This window comes from Pseudomonas sp. RT6P73, from assembly GCF_054897715.1.
The window spans coordinates 5,604,758-5,618,933 of sequence record NZ_JBUBUV010000002.1; the positions used below are offsets into that span (position 1 = coordinate 5,604,758).

At 54.6% G+C, this 14,176-nt stretch carries 14 protein-coding genes and 1 pseudogene; 9 read left to right on the plus strand and 6 right to left on the minus strand.

Annotation, left to right across the window (positions count from 1 at the left end):
- Positions 1 to 106 precede the first annotated feature (106 nt).
- Positions 107 to 1,456 (plus strand): MATE family efflux transporter, encoded by a 1,350-nt coding sequence (locus tag ACYZT6_RS25820; RefSeq protein WP_462029159.1) that lies wholly within the window; start codon positions 107 to 109, stop codon positions 1,454 to 1,456.
- A gap of 144 nt (positions 1,457 to 1,600) precedes the next feature.
- On the opposite strand, the gene ACYZT6_RS25825 is transcribed toward ACYZT6_RS25820, so the two are convergent.
- The 3 genes and pseudogenes from ACYZT6_RS25825 to bla (ACYZT6_RS25835) all read right to left on the minus strand — a co-directional run bounded on the left by ACYZT6_RS25825 (position 1,601) and on the right by bla (ACYZT6_RS25835) (position 4,588).
- Entirely contained in the window at positions 1,601 to 2,236 is a 636-nt protein-coding gene (locus ACYZT6_RS25825; protein ID WP_462030017.1) for an HAD-IB family hydrolase, read from the minus strand.
- A 511-nt stretch (positions 2,237 to 2,747) separates the two neighbouring features.
- Positions 2,748 to 3,642 (minus strand): annotated as a pseudogene (gene bla / locus ACYZT6_RS25830) (class A beta-lactamase).
- A 181-nt stretch (positions 3,643 to 3,823) separates the two neighbouring features.
- Complete coding sequence (gene bla / locus ACYZT6_RS25835) at positions 3,824 to 4,588, minus strand: SFH-related subclass B2 metallo-beta-lactamase (protein WP_462029160.1); 765 nt, start codon at positions 4,586 to 4,588, stop codon at positions 3,824 to 3,826.
- A gap of 563 nt (positions 4,589 to 5,151) precedes the next feature.
- Between bla (ACYZT6_RS25835) and ACYZT6_RS25840 the strand changes: the two genes are divergently transcribed.
- The 7 genes from ACYZT6_RS25840 (at position 5,152) to ACYZT6_RS25870 (ending at position 10,795) form a co-directional block, all read left to right on the plus strand.
- A complete protein-coding gene (locus ACYZT6_RS25840; protein WP_462029161.1) occupies positions 5,152 to 5,685 on the plus strand; it encodes a YbjN domain-containing protein in 534 nt (177 codons plus the stop codon).
- Between the two features lie 230 nt (positions 5,686 to 5,915).
- Complete coding sequence (locus ACYZT6_RS25845) at positions 5,916 to 6,140, plus strand: hypothetical protein (protein WP_462029162.1); 225 nt, start codon at positions 5,916 to 5,918, stop codon at positions 6,138 to 6,140.
- Between the two features lie 263 nt (positions 6,141 to 6,403).
- Positions 6,404 to 7,426 carry an IS21 family transposase gene (gene istA, locus ACYZT6_RS25850; RefSeq protein WP_462025424.1) on the plus strand — a complete coding sequence of 341 codons (1,023 nt, stop codon included), beginning with the start codon at positions 6,404 to 6,406 and terminating at the stop codon, positions 7,424 to 7,426.
- Positions 7,423 to 8,211, plus strand: a complete 789-nt coding sequence (gene istB, locus ACYZT6_RS25855) for an IS21-like element helper ATPase IstB (protein WP_461987631.1) — start codon at positions 7,423 to 7,425, stop codon at positions 8,209 to 8,211. The genes istA and istB overlap by 4 nt, the downstream gene beginning before the upstream one ends.
- A 1,044-nt stretch (positions 8,212 to 9,255) precedes the next feature.
- Positions 9,256 to 9,528 (plus strand): hypothetical protein, encoded by a 273-nt coding sequence (locus ACYZT6_RS25860; RefSeq protein ID WP_462029163.1) that lies wholly within the window; start codon positions 9,256 to 9,258, stop codon positions 9,526 to 9,528.
- A gap of 66 nt (positions 9,529 to 9,594) precedes the next feature.
- Positions 9,595 to 10,062: a hypothetical protein gene (locus tag ACYZT6_RS25865; protein WP_462029164.1), complete on the plus strand. Its 468-nt coding sequence runs from the start codon at positions 9,595 to 9,597 to the stop codon at positions 10,060 to 10,062.
- 202 nt (positions 10,063 to 10,264) lie between these two features.
- Positions 10,265 to 10,795, plus strand: coding sequence for a hypothetical protein (locus ACYZT6_RS25870; protein ID WP_462029165.1), 531 nt, complete (start codon positions 10,265 to 10,267; stop codon positions 10,793 to 10,795).
- A gap of 344 nt (positions 10,796 to 11,139) precedes the next feature.
- On the opposite strand, the gene ACYZT6_RS25875 is transcribed toward ACYZT6_RS25870, so the two are convergent.
- Both ACYZT6_RS25875 and ACYZT6_RS25880 read right to left on the minus strand, forming a co-directional pair.
- The gene (locus tag ACYZT6_RS25875) at positions 11,140 to 11,493 is read right to left on the minus strand and encodes a histone-like nucleoid-structuring protein, MvaT/MvaU family (protein ID WP_462029166.1); all 354 of its coding nucleotides are present in this window, start codon (positions 11,491 to 11,493) and stop codon (positions 11,140 to 11,142) included.
- A 330-nt stretch (positions 11,494 to 11,823) separates the two neighbouring features.
- Positions 11,824 to 12,153, minus strand: a complete 330-nt coding sequence (locus ACYZT6_RS25880; protein ID WP_462029167.1) for a hypothetical protein — start codon at positions 12,151 to 12,153, stop codon at positions 11,824 to 11,826.
- Between the two features lie 450 nt (positions 12,154 to 12,603).
- Here ACYZT6_RS25880 and ACYZT6_RS25885 point away from each other — a divergent pair, with 450 nt between their 5' ends.
- On the plus strand, positions 12,604 to 12,987 hold the full coding sequence (locus ACYZT6_RS25885; RefSeq protein WP_462029168.1) for a hypothetical protein: 384 nt from the start codon (positions 12,604 to 12,606) through the stop codon (positions 12,985 to 12,987).
- 231 nt (positions 12,988 to 13,218) lie between these two features.
- Here ACYZT6_RS25885 and ACYZT6_RS25890 read toward each other — a convergent pair whose 3' ends face one another.
- Positions 13,219 to 13,890, minus strand: a complete 672-nt coding sequence (locus ACYZT6_RS25890; protein WP_462029169.1) for a winged helix-turn-helix domain-containing protein — start codon at positions 13,888 to 13,890, stop codon at positions 13,219 to 13,221.
- Positions 13,891 to 14,176 lie beyond the last annotated feature (286 nt).

Sequence of the window (14,176 nt, forward strand, 5' to 3'; positions counted from 1 at the left end):
AAGCACCTGCCCCGATAAACCTCGTGTCGCCTGCAGGACAATGCAGCGCCACTTCACGACAGCCCTACCAGTGATGGTCAGGTCTTCACATTGCCAGGTTAGACCCATGCCCGAAAAAAACCTCCCTCTCACCAGCGCAAGCATTTCAGCCACCTACTGGCGATATGCATGGCCAACCGTGTTTGCCATGCTGGTCAGCGGCTTCTACCAGATTGTGGATGGGATTTTCATTGGTCACGTTGTCGGCGCACAAGGATTAGCGGCAATCAACACCGCATGGCCTTGGGTTGGACTGATGGCCGGCGTCGGCCTGATGTTGGGGATGGGCACGGGTATTCATTGTTCAATCGCACAGGGCGAAGGCAACCCGCGCAAAGCCCAGCAGTTCATCATCCACGGTCTGTGGGGCCTCATCGTACTGAGCTTGGTTGTCGGCTCGCTGATCATCATGTTCGGCGATCACTTGTTGCTTGCCCAGGGCGTTGAGGACGGCGTATTGCGCCACGGGCGCGACTATTTGCGTGTCTTTGGCTGGAGCTCACCGTTAATCATGGCGAGCCTGGCCCTCCCCATTCTCGTGCGCAACCTCGGCGCGCCCATACTGGCCACCCTCATGATGCTTGCGGGGGCCGTCACCAACGTGCTGCTCGATTATGTGTTTATTGTCCTGATGGGCTGGGGACTGGAGGGGGCAGCATGGGCCACTGTCTTGGGTGAGTCGCTGTCGGTGATCATCGGTATGAGTTTTTTGTTCTCCAGATACAGCGCGCTACCCTTGAAAGGCGCGTACCTTTGGATCAAGCCACAAACGACACTGCTGACCGCGATCATGGTCAGCGGCTTTTCCAGCTTGTTAATGTACCTCTATGCCAGCATCGCCGTCTTGCTGCACAACTTTGCGCTCATGCATTACGGCAATACGGTGCATGTGGCCGCCTATGCTGTCAGTGGCTATGTCATGACCGTCTATTACCTGCTCGCCGAAGGCCTCGCCACCGGAATGCAGCCGATCGTGAGTTATTTCCACGGAGCAGGCCTTAAGGCGCCAATCAGACAAACGTTCTTTTTGGCACTGCGCTGGATTCTTGGCAGCGGCTTGGTGTTCGTTGCCCTGCTCTTCCTCGTCCCACAAGTCTGGACGAGCATTTTTGTCAGTGCCGAGGACGCCACGTTAACCGCGGCAACGGTGCAGGCGCTGCAGCTGCATCTGTTTGCCTTGTTCATCGATGGGGGTCTGGTATTGGCCGCCGCCTATTTTCAGGCGGTGAACGACAACAAAAAAGCCATCGCCGTCACGCTCTTGAATATGCTGATTCAGATTCCTGCGCTGCTACTGCTGGCTCCCTGGCTTGGGATAAAAGGTGTCTTTCTCGCCCTGCCAGTCTCAACGATAATTCTGGGCGGGTGTATTTTCCTGCTGCTCAAACGCCAATTGGCCACATCGCCTCATAAGTAAAACAGAGCGTGGCACCGTTGCGACAGCCACACTCGCGTCACTCTTTCGCGCTCGTTCTTCGCTGATTTGTAGCTATCCACGTAATGGCGTGCCCCCTCTCATAGGAGGGACACCGAGTGTGCAAGCAGCTAGCCACAAATCCGCTCACCACACCTGCCAACGCGGATGAAACGGCCTCCAATGAGGATCTTGCGCCCGAAACAACAAGGCATTGTCACCCGGAGAATCGCCCCACACTCGCAAGCGTATTTGCCGCAGAGGCCCATACACCTCTTCCAGACGCAGCACTTTGTTTCCACCTCGACAGTTACCGCCGATAATACGACCGGTTAGCAACCCGTCAACGATCTCGAGTTCGGTGCCAATCAGCTCGACCCCCAGGCGATCGGCAAAGGTACGCAGCAGCAAAGACGGGGAGGCGGAGCAAAGGGTGACGACCGCCCCGGATTGAATTTCGGCGGCGACGGCGCGCAAGCCCGCCGGGCGCATCATCCTGCTCCAGCGTGCCTGGTTGAACCGAGCCGCAGCCTGCCCAAGCCATTGGGCGTTGACCCCCGTCAAAAAGGTCTGTACCAGCCGTGCCTTCAACTCGTCCCGTGAATAAGCTCCCAAGACAAACCCCAAGCTTGGCAGAGCCAGCTTGAGCATCTGTCGACACGCGATTCGCTTGCCGAAAACAAAAAAGAGAAAGGGCACAAAGCTGTCGTGCCGGGTTAAGGTGCCGTCAAAATCAAAAACGGACAATACCGCGGGAGGTGAGACACGCTTGGCCGCTTTCATTGGCAACACCGGCGCACCCTCTGCGTCACAGTTCATGCCAGTCGTTGCGTTCGACGCAACAGGGCATGGCACCTGATCAGACGCGGCGAAAAATTGATCGTCCAATTGGTGGTCCAAGGTTTTCTCCATAAACATGGCAACGAGAGCCTGCTTTGAGCCAAGAGCACTCGGTTAATACCGATGATCGCCACCGCGCAAGCCTGCGCACCAGCCCCGGGTCCAACACGTTCAGTCGCATCGCAGATTCTCGGGCCGACAAATGCTCTACTCGCCAGATCAGCAATGCTTGTCAATCCATTGCTCAATCTCGCAGCCTGGTTGTCGAAAACGCACGCTACTCCTTGCAGCGGCTGACCCTGACCCGCAGCCTGGTCGACTTTCGCCCCAAGCCACTGTTCGGCAACGCCCCATGGCTAAACGAAAAATGCCTAGCTCAAAGGCGTGCGGGGTAATCCCCCCCTGTTCCCCGGCATGATCCGGTCTGCGCGCCGTGACGAAGAGACCGCGGCAATCAATCAACCCAGCCCACCACGATCCGTGCGGCGGCCGCCACGATGTCGCTGCGCGATTGGCCATCTGGGTCATGACGCGTGGTATAGATGGCAAGCACGATGGGTGGACGGTTCGGGGGCCAGATGATGGCGATATCGTTTGCCGTGCCGTAGGAGCCGCCTCCCGTTTTGTCGCCGACTTGCCAACCAGCGGGTACTCCCGCGCGAATACGCGCATCCCCTGTCGTATTGCCGATCAACCAATCGTTTAACTGCGTGCGCTGAGGCCCTTGCAGGGCATCCCCTAGCGTAAGTCGCTGCAAACTATGCGCCATCGACCTAGGGGTCGTCGTATCCCGGACATCCCCCGCAATGGCGGTGTTGAGCTCTGGCTCCCAGCGATCGAGGCGAAACTCACTGTCGCCGATGGAGCGCGCATAAGCGGTCATCCCAACCGGTCCCCCCAGCTCCTTCATCAGCAGATTCGCGGCGGCGTTATCACTGTACTGGACCGTGGCCGCACAGAGTTCGGCGACCGTCATACCCTCTTTGAGGTGCTTTTCGGTAATGGGCGAATAACTGACCAGATCAGCCTGGGCATACCGAATGTGTTTTTGCATGAGCGCGGGCGCCTGCTGACTACGCTCCAGGATCGCGGAGGCAAGCAGCAACTTGAACGTACTGGTCACCGGGAAACGTTCCTCGGATCGATAGTCCAGCTGACGGCCGTTAGCCGTATTTAAGGCAAATACGCCTAATCGTCCGCCGAAGGGTGAGTTCAAGTTGCACAAGCTGCTGGTGTGCTTGCGCTTGTGTAGTCGCAGGTATTTCCTCAGCCCAGGATAGGCCGCTTGCGGCAAGAGGAATAACGGCTGACGCGAGCAAAAATCTGCGGCGACTTAGGGAAAACTTCATGACGGTGGCTCGTAGTAATTGAACAAACAGGTTATGGCGCAACGTCGGCAAGAAAAGGCAATTTTCGGTGTGACGACACAAACGACCGTTAGTTATTGATCATTAACGCATTAATGCTCGCGGGCGGTGCAGCGCGGCGGACTGGCTCCCCAACCGTCACACGACTTGATTGTTATCGACTTTATTTTGCCGCCGTTTCAAGCAGTGTTAGATAATGATCAATGAGTTCTACGCCATGAACGGGCGATGCATGTCCAGCAATAATTGAGTCGACCTTGAGTTCGCCTTGATCAATAAGCCCCTTGAGTTTTTTCAAGGTCTTCGGGTAATCCTCACGGTTGGCAAACCTCATGTTGCCGAGGTTTTCCTTAAGGATGCAGTTGCCATACAAGACACGCTCTGCCGGGAAATACACAAAAATTCCGTCTTCGGTGTGAGCCTTACCTAAATACAGGGCACGAACATTGCCATTTTGCAGTTCAAAGTCACCCGGGAACACTTTATCCGGCAGGCTGACATCAAGCTTCGGGTACTGAGCATAACCTTGGCTTGTGAAATCGACGATACTGTCCCACTGGCTTTTTTCCAGGTCGTCAGTCATTTGCGTGGATACAATACTTGCACCCAGTTTTTTCCAATGGGCATTTCCGCCTGCCCGATCGGTATGATAATTGGTGTTAATTACTTCTTTGATGGGCAAGGCGCTGACTTTTCTGATCTCTTTTTCCAGCGTCTCGGCAGTTACCGGCGTCCATGTCGCGCCGATAATGGTAATATCTTCCTTCCCGATGTAAACCATCGAGTTTTCTTGCTCATACTCCTTGTCTTCTACAATATAAAGTGGCCCCTTGAAGTGGACCAAGGAAACGTTTGGCTCATGAGCCATGCTCTGGAAGGCCAGTAAGGCCAAGCCGCTCGCAAATAATAATCGCATAGCGTTGTTCATGGATGCTCCATAACGCGATAAAAAATGAGGCGAAGATCATTGCCGTGATGCGACGCGCTCTGTAGCAAAGTATTGCAAAGATTTCAGATGTCACATTATCAAAAAAAATTAATTGTGCTCTTTCACGAAACGCGAGCGCACGAAACCGAACGCAACAAGCCGATGTACATAGGTGCGTCGTCACACGAAGCCAGCAAGAAATAATACTGGCAGGGCGCGGCAACTTATTGCAGCGATACAACGCACAAACAGCTCGCCAACACCCCGCACCGGGATACCCGTACAGCACGCCGCGCATCCCGTTAAACCTGCATCCATAAGCACGACCACCCACGTGACCGCTTCAACAAGCTAAAAGCAACGACCCCCAAATCCAGCCCAGACAAAACATCAAATACAATCAAAAATAATAAAAACATAACCAGTCATCGATCAACTCCTTGATAAATAGCCAGAGCACCGCAACACTGCAACCGCTCTTCTTGAGAAACTCGCCGGCATGCGCTCGATAATATGGCAGCGTAGAAACGGACCTCACTTCCACGGATAAGGAATTTATCACCATGGCTTACGACGAATTGATTACGCAGGTTACCCCGCAACACCTGACGGATGTTTTGCAAGAGGCCGGTTACCGGGTCAATCAAAGCGAACAAAATGGCGTGATCCAGTTGCTCAGCGCTAGCCAAGGCATCGGCTATGCCGTGCGCTTTGGTAATCAGGCCATCGAGTCGAATGCCTTCATCGACTTCACTTACAGCTGCGCCTTGCGAATTCAGGGAGCACTGCCGGCTGGCATTACCGAACTCTGGAATGCGACACGCCGTTTTGCACGCTTGTCGGTGCAAAGCGACTTTCTGGTAATGGACCTGGATGTCACAGTCGGCGCCGGCGTCAGCCCCCAGCATCTGCACAGCAACCTGGCCTTGTGGGATCGTCTTCTGCAAGAGTTTATCGTTTACCTGCGTGATTACAGCCAACAGGCCGCGGCCTTGCAATCTGCCGCGACCACCGCACTTGAGGCGACATCCGATCCTCGGCCTGAAACGCCGCGAGCGGATAAACAAAAAGAAAATGCCGCAAAAACTTCACGCTGATCCCTGCTGAATGCCTAACCAAGTCATGCGAGCGTAAAGGCCCAACACGCCCTTATCTATGCTCGCGTGCATCGTCAGGGGCCGTATCACAGACAAGGCAGAGGGACAGACTCCTTATAGGCCTTACGCGCAGCAATCAACGGCCGCGGCGTAAGAATGCCGCCAGTTATGCAAGGACAGATCTCTGACAAGTAATGAGCTCGCGGCTCAGGATAAAAGGACTTTTGATCATGAAGGCTTGCGACAAAAAAACACGCCGCCTGGCTGACTGGTATGAACGGCTAGGCAATACCTTCCTTATCGTAAGCGTGGATGCTTGGCACCGCGAGTTACGTCAGGAACTCGATCAATTGAAAGCCCAAGGCCTGATCGATGCCGACGAAAAGAAGGAAATGCGCGATTTGGCCGACGCCGCTTATCGCACCGAACGCCGAAGCCGTGTTGCCTCGAACTGAACCCAAGGAAACACCGCCATGTGACTGAGAGCCCTCACGACCCCATGGCCAAGATCTACAACTAGAAGTCCATCAACGTAGTCTACCTTTCAGAAAACTTAAGGCCATGGCACAAAAACCTGCCTCCCCCCCATAACGGGCCGAATGATTCAGTGTCGGCACATTACCTCTCTGCCTATCTGTCAGTACCGATGCAAAACTGACCCACCCTACCGGTTGAAAACTGACCCACTTGGGCAAAATGCAGCTTTTGCGAGCTGCCCATGCTGTCCCAGGAGCAACACGTGGAAATCAGTGTTCTTATTCGTCAGGGTTTGTCTATTCGGGCCATCGCCCGGCAGATGGGCTGCTCTCGCAATACCATTCGACGCCACCTCAAATTACAGGCCCAGCGCCAGCCCGTCGTCTATGGCCCGCGCGCGCAGCGCGTGGGCAAGCTTGTGCCTTTCGAGGCCTATCTGCGTCAGCGCGTAGAAGCCGCTCGACCCCATTGGATTCCCGCCATCGTGCTGTTGAGGGAGATCCGCGAGCAGGGTTACGAAGGCGGATACTCAATCCTCACCAGCTTTCTGCTGACCTTGAAATCCAAGGCAAACGAAGCCGTCGTTCGCTTTGAAACCGAGCCCGGTGAGCAGATGCAGGTGGACTTCACCGTCATTCGGCGTGGCCGCGATCCGTTGTTGGCATTCGTTGCAACGTTGGGCTGGAGCCGTGCGACCTACGTCGTTTTCTCCCGTCGCGAAGACTCCGCAGCCTGGTGTTCCGGTATCGAAAAGGCGCTGCGTTTCTTCGGCGGTACGCCGCGAAAGCTACTCTTCGACAACGCCAAAACTATTATCCAGGAACGCGATGTTTATGGCCCCGGTCAGCACCGCTGGAATCCCGCGCTATTGAATTTGGCAGAGCGCTATGGCTTCACACCGAAAGTCTGCCGGCCTTATCGGGCGCAGACCAAGGGCAAGGTCGAGCGCTTCAACCACTACCTGAAAAACAGCTTCGTAGTGCCACTGGCCGCGTCACTTAACCAGGTCAGCTTGCTGTTGGACGTTGAAGTCGCGAACAGCAAGATTGGCCCTTGGTTGATGGAGGTCGCCAACGCCCGAACACATGCGACGACGGGCGAAATACCGCAACACCGACTGGATACCGAAGTGCACCACTTGTTGCCCCTGCCAGAGATCCAAGGGGTTGCGAGCAGCATGATTTCGGTCGTCCAACCCATGCCGGTGGAAAGCTTGCAGCATCCGCTCTCTGTCTATCAGGCACTGCTTGAGGTGCGTCCATGAACCTTCAACATCTGCGCATCGAGTCTCTTTGCCAACAGTTCAAGCTGGACACTTTTGCGACGGACTGGCCGGCTCTGGCCCAGCAAGCGGCCGAAAAAGAAACGAGCTATGCCGACTTCCTGGAACAGCTTCTGCTGAGCGAGGATCGCGCTCGAAACGAGCGTCGGCGGCAAGCGCTGCTGCAACAGTCCGGGCTGCCGGCGGTGAAAACGGTTGAACAATACGACTTCAAATTCGCCAGCGGCGCGCCGCAAAGCCAGATCCTGGAACTGGCCGGGCTGGCCTTCATCGAGCGTAAGGAAAACGTCGTACTGCTGGGGCCTTCGGGCGTTGGCAAAACACACTTGGCCAGCGCTCTGGCTCATCGGGCGATAATGGCAGGCATTTCCACCCGATTTATCTCTGCCGCCGACCTGACTTTGCAACTCGTCGCCGCGCACCATCAAGGGCGCCTGGCCCAGTATTTCAGTCGCGTTGTTCAACGCTCGAAACTGCTGGTGATTGATGAGATCGGCTATTTGCCTTTTGGCCGTGACGAAGCCAACTTGTTCTTCAACGTGATCGCCAAGCGGTACGAACATGGCAGCTTGGTGCTGACCAGCAACTTGCCGTTCAGCCAGTGGGCAACGACCTTCGCCGACGACTCAACACTGACCGCTGCGCTGCTGGATCGGCTTCTGCACCATGCGCATATCGTCCAGGTCAGCGGACAAAGTTATCGACTGAAGGACAAGCTGAAATCAGGTCAGGTGGTGCCGAGAGAAACGGCCTCGCCACAAAAATAAACAGACCTCAAACACCGCCGGGGTGGGTCAGTTTTACTTCGGTAGGGTGGGTCAGTTTTCAACCGGTGTTGACACCTATCGACACATGACCCTACGAGCCTTCTACGCTTCGGCACCTGCAACGGCGGTGCGCCCTAAGCGTGGCACATTTCGCAGATCTGCACTGGCAATCCCCTCATCCCGCGTGTCAGACAGCCCCGCCACTTCAGCTGGCAAACCCAGCTTAGCGCCCTTCAATACGATGCACCTGGGCAATACGGCGCAGAACCGCCTTGCTGAGACGCGCTCGCTTTCCACGCGCACTGGCTTGCACGGAATATTTTGTGACGAATCAAACGCGCAAAAAAAATGCCGCGTTTAAATAGGCTGCAGCCCACACCTCAGTGCAAGGCGAGCGGCCCATGTGCTGAGCGCAATCAACAACCAGGCGCTCGTTAACAAGCGCCATACATGCAACGCGTCCTTGGTGGGAACACCCCAAAGCAAATTCATGCGCGTATCGTTCCTCAGGCAGAAGCCCTTTGAACCGGCACTGGCCGGGGGTTTTTCACCTCACTTTTAAGTCCCTGACTGCTTGTCGACCAGCGTGAGAGCCCATCATGCGACCCAAAGACATACAGCGTCCCCAGTACTTGACGATGGCACGCCAGCGCCGGCGAATTGGAACAGCACAACTGCAACGTCCGTAAACCGCGGCGGGCCTGCCCTGTCGATCCCCGCTCGAAGTGAGTACGGTTAACTGCCCAGCCAGCTGTGCATTCACCCCCACTCGCGCCTCGGCAAGCCCCTCCTACTGCCGCTGCACTTATCCGCTCGCATTGAGTCCCTGGCACCCAGTTCACGGGTTAGTACCGCCACTAGACGACGCACAAACGACCCGACAAGACGATCAAAGCCTTGTTCGATTTGGTTCAGCTCAGGTACAGCCGGGATTCAGCAGACGTTCAGGAGGGAATGAGTAAAGTGCAGCCCTGCATTTAATACGCTCCCCGCGTCCGGCTGATGAAGCCCCAACCCCCTTCAGTCTGGTTTTAAGGGTCTGTTATGAAACTACTGGTGGCTGAAGATGAAGCACACTTGCGCCATCCCCAGAGCGAGAGCGACCATCAGGTGGAGGCGTTGTTTCCATCAACATCGCGCACAGTCACGATGACCTGTTACGGAGCACTGCACATGATTGGCTCGTTACGCCTGCACCTGACCCTCGCAGTCACCCTGATGACCGTCTTATCGATAATTTTGTTGATGCCCCTGACCGGGAACGTGCTGGGCTGTTTGGCAATCGTGGCCTTGGCAGCCTTTATCATCACCCTCTAATCTGCGGGTATTGACCACTCAGCAAGGGAGAGCATCTGTCTGTCTACGGCTAACCACACAACGACCATGACCATTTTGTCGATATTTCTGCAGGCTTGCGGCAGTGCAGGCCCGATGTCTCAAGACATCCGCGTGACCAGTGAACAGGTGCGCCTGATCGGGTCTGGATGGATCAATGGCGATGAGCCGGGCGTAAGCCTTTTCATCGGCCCTGATGATGTCAATTTTTTTGACGTTACCTTGGAACGTGCCAACGTCAAACAAGGGTATTCGGTGGATGACCGGCGCAATAGCGTCGCCAACTTTTCCATCCGCGCCAACTGGGAGGGGGAGCACTACATTCAGTCTGCTTATCGCTCCACCTATACCCGGTTTGTGATCCGCTCGCTGACCGCGACGGAGGCCGTGATCGAACTGTCGGCAAAATTGCTGTCGATGTCCTCCGGAAAATTCCTCACCCTGGCGCCTTCGACTCTCACGATTAAAGGCGACTTGCTGCACAGACTGATCGCGCCACAATCCTGCACGCACTGACAACCCGTCGCGCGGCATACCTTTTGGCTCCCAGCCAAAAATCGAGGACGGATGAAAGGAGTGGGTTGTGTTGGAGATCGCCGCGACTGTCCGGATTTTGACTAACACTAGCCCGTCAACTCAAGGCCCTTGAGCCATCTCGCGTTACCGCTTCAATGACCTGATCAATCGTGACAGGCCAAACAAAGGAGATTTACCGCACATGGAACGTATTGGAAAATTGATGATCATCACCGGCCTGGCTTACCTGCTGATCAGCTGTAGTGATAAGGAAGACAACCTGGCCGTGCATTACGGCGATCCCAACCTGAGCCCCGCCTCGGGTTTGCGCCAAACCACCCAAATAAACGTGAAGTACGTAAAGCGGGTAATGGCCGCTCGCAACATCATTGGTCAGCCCACGGCTTCGATTGTACTGGGTTCCAACAGCCGAAATCATTTTGAGCTCACCTTGTTACGCTCAAACATCAAAGAGGGCTATACGGTTCGAAGCGACCGCTTTAGCCATCCAGAAGTATTGCTGAGCACAAACTGGTACGGCAACCGCTTCATCCAATCGGATCAACATCCCACCGCTGTGAGCCTGACCATTGGCGAGATCACGCCTGAGCAAGCCGTACTCTATCTGTCCGCCACTCTGGTCGATCCGAGTACAGGAGGTTACCTGACCTTGTCCCCCTCGATGATCACCGTGCGAGGGGCGCACCTGAGACAATTGATCGCCACCCCGTAAGGTGTTGTACGACGATAAACAGGCCCCTATCGGGCCTGTTTATTCGGAGCAGTCATAAGGGTGCAGTGAAGCTCATAACGAAAAGGAGATGACATGACACTCTTCGCGAACAAGAAATTGCGCACACTGGCACTGACCCTGATCACGAGCGTCCTGGTGACAATCCTGGGCGTGACCTGCCTACACTGGCTGCACGATTCAGGCCTCTTGCCCAATTGCGCCAATGTTACTCAGATCAACGGAATTTATCAGGAGCCCTGTATCATTCCCTTAGGCCCAGACTGACCCCACCCCTATGCATGACGCCCACCGGGGCGATTATTGACAGGTGCTAGAGGTGGCGGTTACGCCAACCAGCTTGCCACCGTATCGGCCCCGTACTGTTGCTTCCAAGCTTTAAGCAGTCGGTGATTGCCACCTTTGGTTTGAATCACTTCACCAGATTCAGGATGACGGTAAGTTTTTACCGTGCGCACCCTCCGAACAGAGGTAACCTCGGTCGCCACCCGGCCTCGCTGAGGGTCCAGGATCGCGATGATGTCGCGCAGGCTTTTTCCGTATTGGCCCATGAGCGCCCGTAACTTTTCCTCAAACTCCATCTCGGTCAATAAACTTGGGTTATTGCCCAACGTGTCGAGCTTCTGTTTAAGCTCGTTGATCGCTTGTTCGGTGGCGCGGTATTGATTAATTAAAGACATCTCGACTCCAGGATTCAAGTTCAAAACAAACAGTCTAGTTAATATACAACATGGATGCCACCTGCCGAGAGTCATCAAACACCCATTCATTCGATGGCTGGCTGGCTGGCTGGCTGGCTGAAATAATTACGGCACGTGCGCCCTTGTCAGCCAGCCGTTGAGGACGGCATCGTGCGCCTGCAATCAAGCGACTGGTCGACGACTGGACTGTTGCACTTGAAGATTGACTCACGTAGGGAAGTTTTATGCATATTAATTTGAAAGCCTGCGCCCTTAACGCCCTTCTCATCCTCCCGGTTTTCGCTCACGCAAAAAGCGGGAGCGATCGGGTTATCGAACGATACGAACAATGCGAGCAGCACAAGTCACCACTAAAAACTGAGCGATAACGAAAAAGCTATTGCCGAGCGGAAAGCGGAAAGCGGAAAGCGGAAAGCGGAAAGCGGAAAGCGGAAAAAAAGAATAACACGTCCATGCCGGCGAATATGGCTTGCGCTTCTGCCAAGCGATGATCGACATGGGCAAGTGTTTCAAGAATCCACTGACGGCCACGCTCACTGAATTCAGGCCGGCAGGCAACCCAAGCAAAAGAGATCTAAAGTCTTGGGCTGGTAAGGATCTGTGAGTCTGCAGCGGTGATCTCACTATCACTTCAGGCACGGGGGCCCGCCTGCCGCTGCGGCCCAACAGGTGATGCTGGCGAACCTGAAAGATCGCCGGCTGATGCAAAGTTGCTCAAGCCTCGTTGCAGCCTTCACGCCTAATTCGCGGTCGCCGGCTCAGCTTATTCGCCATGGCGATGATCTTTATTGGCTTACTGGCCTCCCTATCGATGCCGATCAACACTCGCGCGGCCATGAGCCTGAGTTCGGGGCTCGACCAAACCCATCTCGCCCAGCCGACCGTTGAGCATTGTCCGTCCGCATCGGGGCATCTGGCACTGTGCAAAGCTGCTCGCTCTTGATCATCAAAAGGGCACCGTCGTGCCAAGGGGTTTCTTCCACAAGGGATGATTCAGGAGGCATTCAGCTGAACACGCGTACCCTGTACCTGAATAACCCACTGTCAACCGACCCGGCGGGCACACTCACATCTAGTCAAGGATACCGAATGCAGGAAAAAATCTATGTTCTAATTGTTGGATGGCACCCCAGCGCGGTGGACTACAGCAAGTGGCCAGGGCTGACGCCCGAAAGGCTTGAGGCGGCCATTGACGCTGATCTTATAAAGTTCGATGCACTGGGTTATACGGCCGAATTAGGCCTGATTGAAAGTGAATCCACGGCGCAGGCGGCATTGCTGGCTCAGCTTTTGGAAAGACCTTATGATTGCGTCCTCATTGGCGCAGGCGTACGTACTGTTCCCGAATATCTACCCCTCTTTGAGAAACTCCTCAACACCATTCACCAGTATGCTCCTCACGCCCAAATATGCTTCAACAGCGGGCCATTCGACTCCATTGAAGCCGTCCAAAGGTGGGTCCCCATCGCCTGATCCTCGATAGGCGAATCGATTGAGCCCCCCCCTCATTCTGGTTCGCCTACGAAACTCAGCCTGATCCATTGGAACACGACTATTGACGTGCTGCTAAAATCCTTCGTTCCTGCAGCGATATATAATTTTCCCCAGCCACATAATTTTATAAAATATAAAATATCACTTACGACGACTGAATCACATTTGCGAGCCGCTCACGCACGATACAGCCCCTTAAGCTATAATCCACTACAGGGCGTCTTCTGGCTTATGCCGTACGTTAAAACTGCCCACCGCTTCTTCCACACCGAACATGCCGGACGGCGTCAATAACTCCCAATCGATGCGCCACATCAACGCCATCAGCATGATAAAGACCGTCGAGGCCAACAGCAGGCGTCCATAACGAAATACAATCATCGACCGGGTCAAGCTCAACTTGTTCACTCGCCGCACGCCCATGCCAAGGGCGCTCGCATTGCCATGAGCATTCTTTTGACCCGCTTTAGCAATGCCCACATTCAGTTCTGTCTCATCAGGCTGGAGGTAAAACGCATTAAATCGGTAGCCCCGCCGCGGCAATGTTTGAATAATCGCTCTGTGTTCGCTGTCATTTAGCACCTCACGCAGGCCTGAAATCGCCTGGTTTAGGCTGTTCTGTCCGACCACCCTGCCCGGCCAGGCAAAGGCAAAAATGGCCTCTCGATGAACAATTTCACCGGGGCTCTCGAGTAGTAACTCCAGAATTCGAGCAGTGCTGAAATTAAGCTCATGGCGCGTGACAGCGTGTCCATCACTCACCACTAGCAGCCGTTCAAGGAGGAAAAACTGTGCGCAATGATCAGTACTATGAAGGCGAAACACTCTCCTTGGCTGCGTGATTGTACATGGCGTACCACTAATAGTTTCAATTGCACTCATTTTGTCACCCCCATTTATACGCGCTAAGGCGCCTAATTGAAAATGGCGTGCGCGGATGAAAATGCGACTTGAATAAGACGAATTATAATTATGGAAAACCCTTAGCTGCCAATGCTACCCCCGACAACACCTCTCAGCCTTTTCGTTTTCTAACTAAATACGCAGTGCTAAAGGCCAAAACGCGCTCCTCATCATGCTGTTTTTTTAATTATAGCCATCGAACCTGACGGATCCTTAGGATTATTCTGAAATCACGCGATGAACATCTTACCCTTTAGCTAGCCCT

Excerpts from the sequence above, each read along its gene's own strand:
- ACYZT6_RS25820 (WP_462029159.1), top strand. The coding sequence starts at position 107 with ATGCCCGAAAAAAACCTCCCTCTCACCAGCGCAAGCATTTCAGCCACC.
- ACYZT6_RS25825 (WP_462030017.1), bottom strand. The coding sequence starts at position 2,236 with ATGAAAGCGGCCAAGCGTGTCTCACCTCCCGCGGTATTGTCCGTTTTT.
- bla (WP_462029160.1), bottom strand. The coding sequence starts at position 4,588 with ATGAACAACGCTATGCGATTATTATTTGCGAGCGGCTTGGCCTTACTG.
- ACYZT6_RS25840 (WP_462029161.1), top strand. The coding sequence starts at position 5,152 with ATGGCTTACGACGAATTGATTACGCAGGTTACCCCGCAACACCTGACG.
- ACYZT6_RS25845 (WP_462029162.1), top strand. The coding sequence starts at position 5,916 with ATGAAGGCTTGCGACAAAAAAACACGCCGCCTGGCTGACTGGTATGAA.
- istA (WP_462025424.1), top strand. The coding sequence starts at position 6,404 with ATGCTGTCCCAGGAGCAACACGTGGAAATCAGTGTTCTTATTCGTCAG.
- istB (WP_461987631.1), top strand. The coding sequence starts at position 7,423 with ATGAACCTTCAACATCTGCGCATCGAGTCTCTTTGCCAACAGTTCAAG.
- ACYZT6_RS25860 (WP_462029163.1), top strand. The coding sequence starts at position 9,256 with ATGAAACTACTGGTGGCTGAAGATGAAGCACACTTGCGCCATCCCCAG.
- ACYZT6_RS25865 (WP_462029164.1), top strand. The coding sequence starts at position 9,595 with ATGACCATTTTGTCGATATTTCTGCAGGCTTGCGGCAGTGCAGGCCCG.
- ACYZT6_RS25870 (WP_462029165.1), top strand. The coding sequence starts at position 10,265 with ATGGAACGTATTGGAAAATTGATGATCATCACCGGCCTGGCTTACCTG.
- ACYZT6_RS25875 (WP_462029166.1), bottom strand. The coding sequence starts at position 11,493 with ATGTCTTTAATTAATCAATACCGCGCCACCGAACAAGCGATCAACGAG.
- ACYZT6_RS25885 (WP_462029168.1), top strand. The coding sequence starts at position 12,604 with ATGCAGGAAAAAATCTATGTTCTAATTGTTGGATGGCACCCCAGCGCG.
- ACYZT6_RS25890 (WP_462029169.1), bottom strand. The coding sequence starts at position 13,890 with ATGAGTGCAATTGAAACTATTAGTGGTACGCCATGTACAATCACGCAG.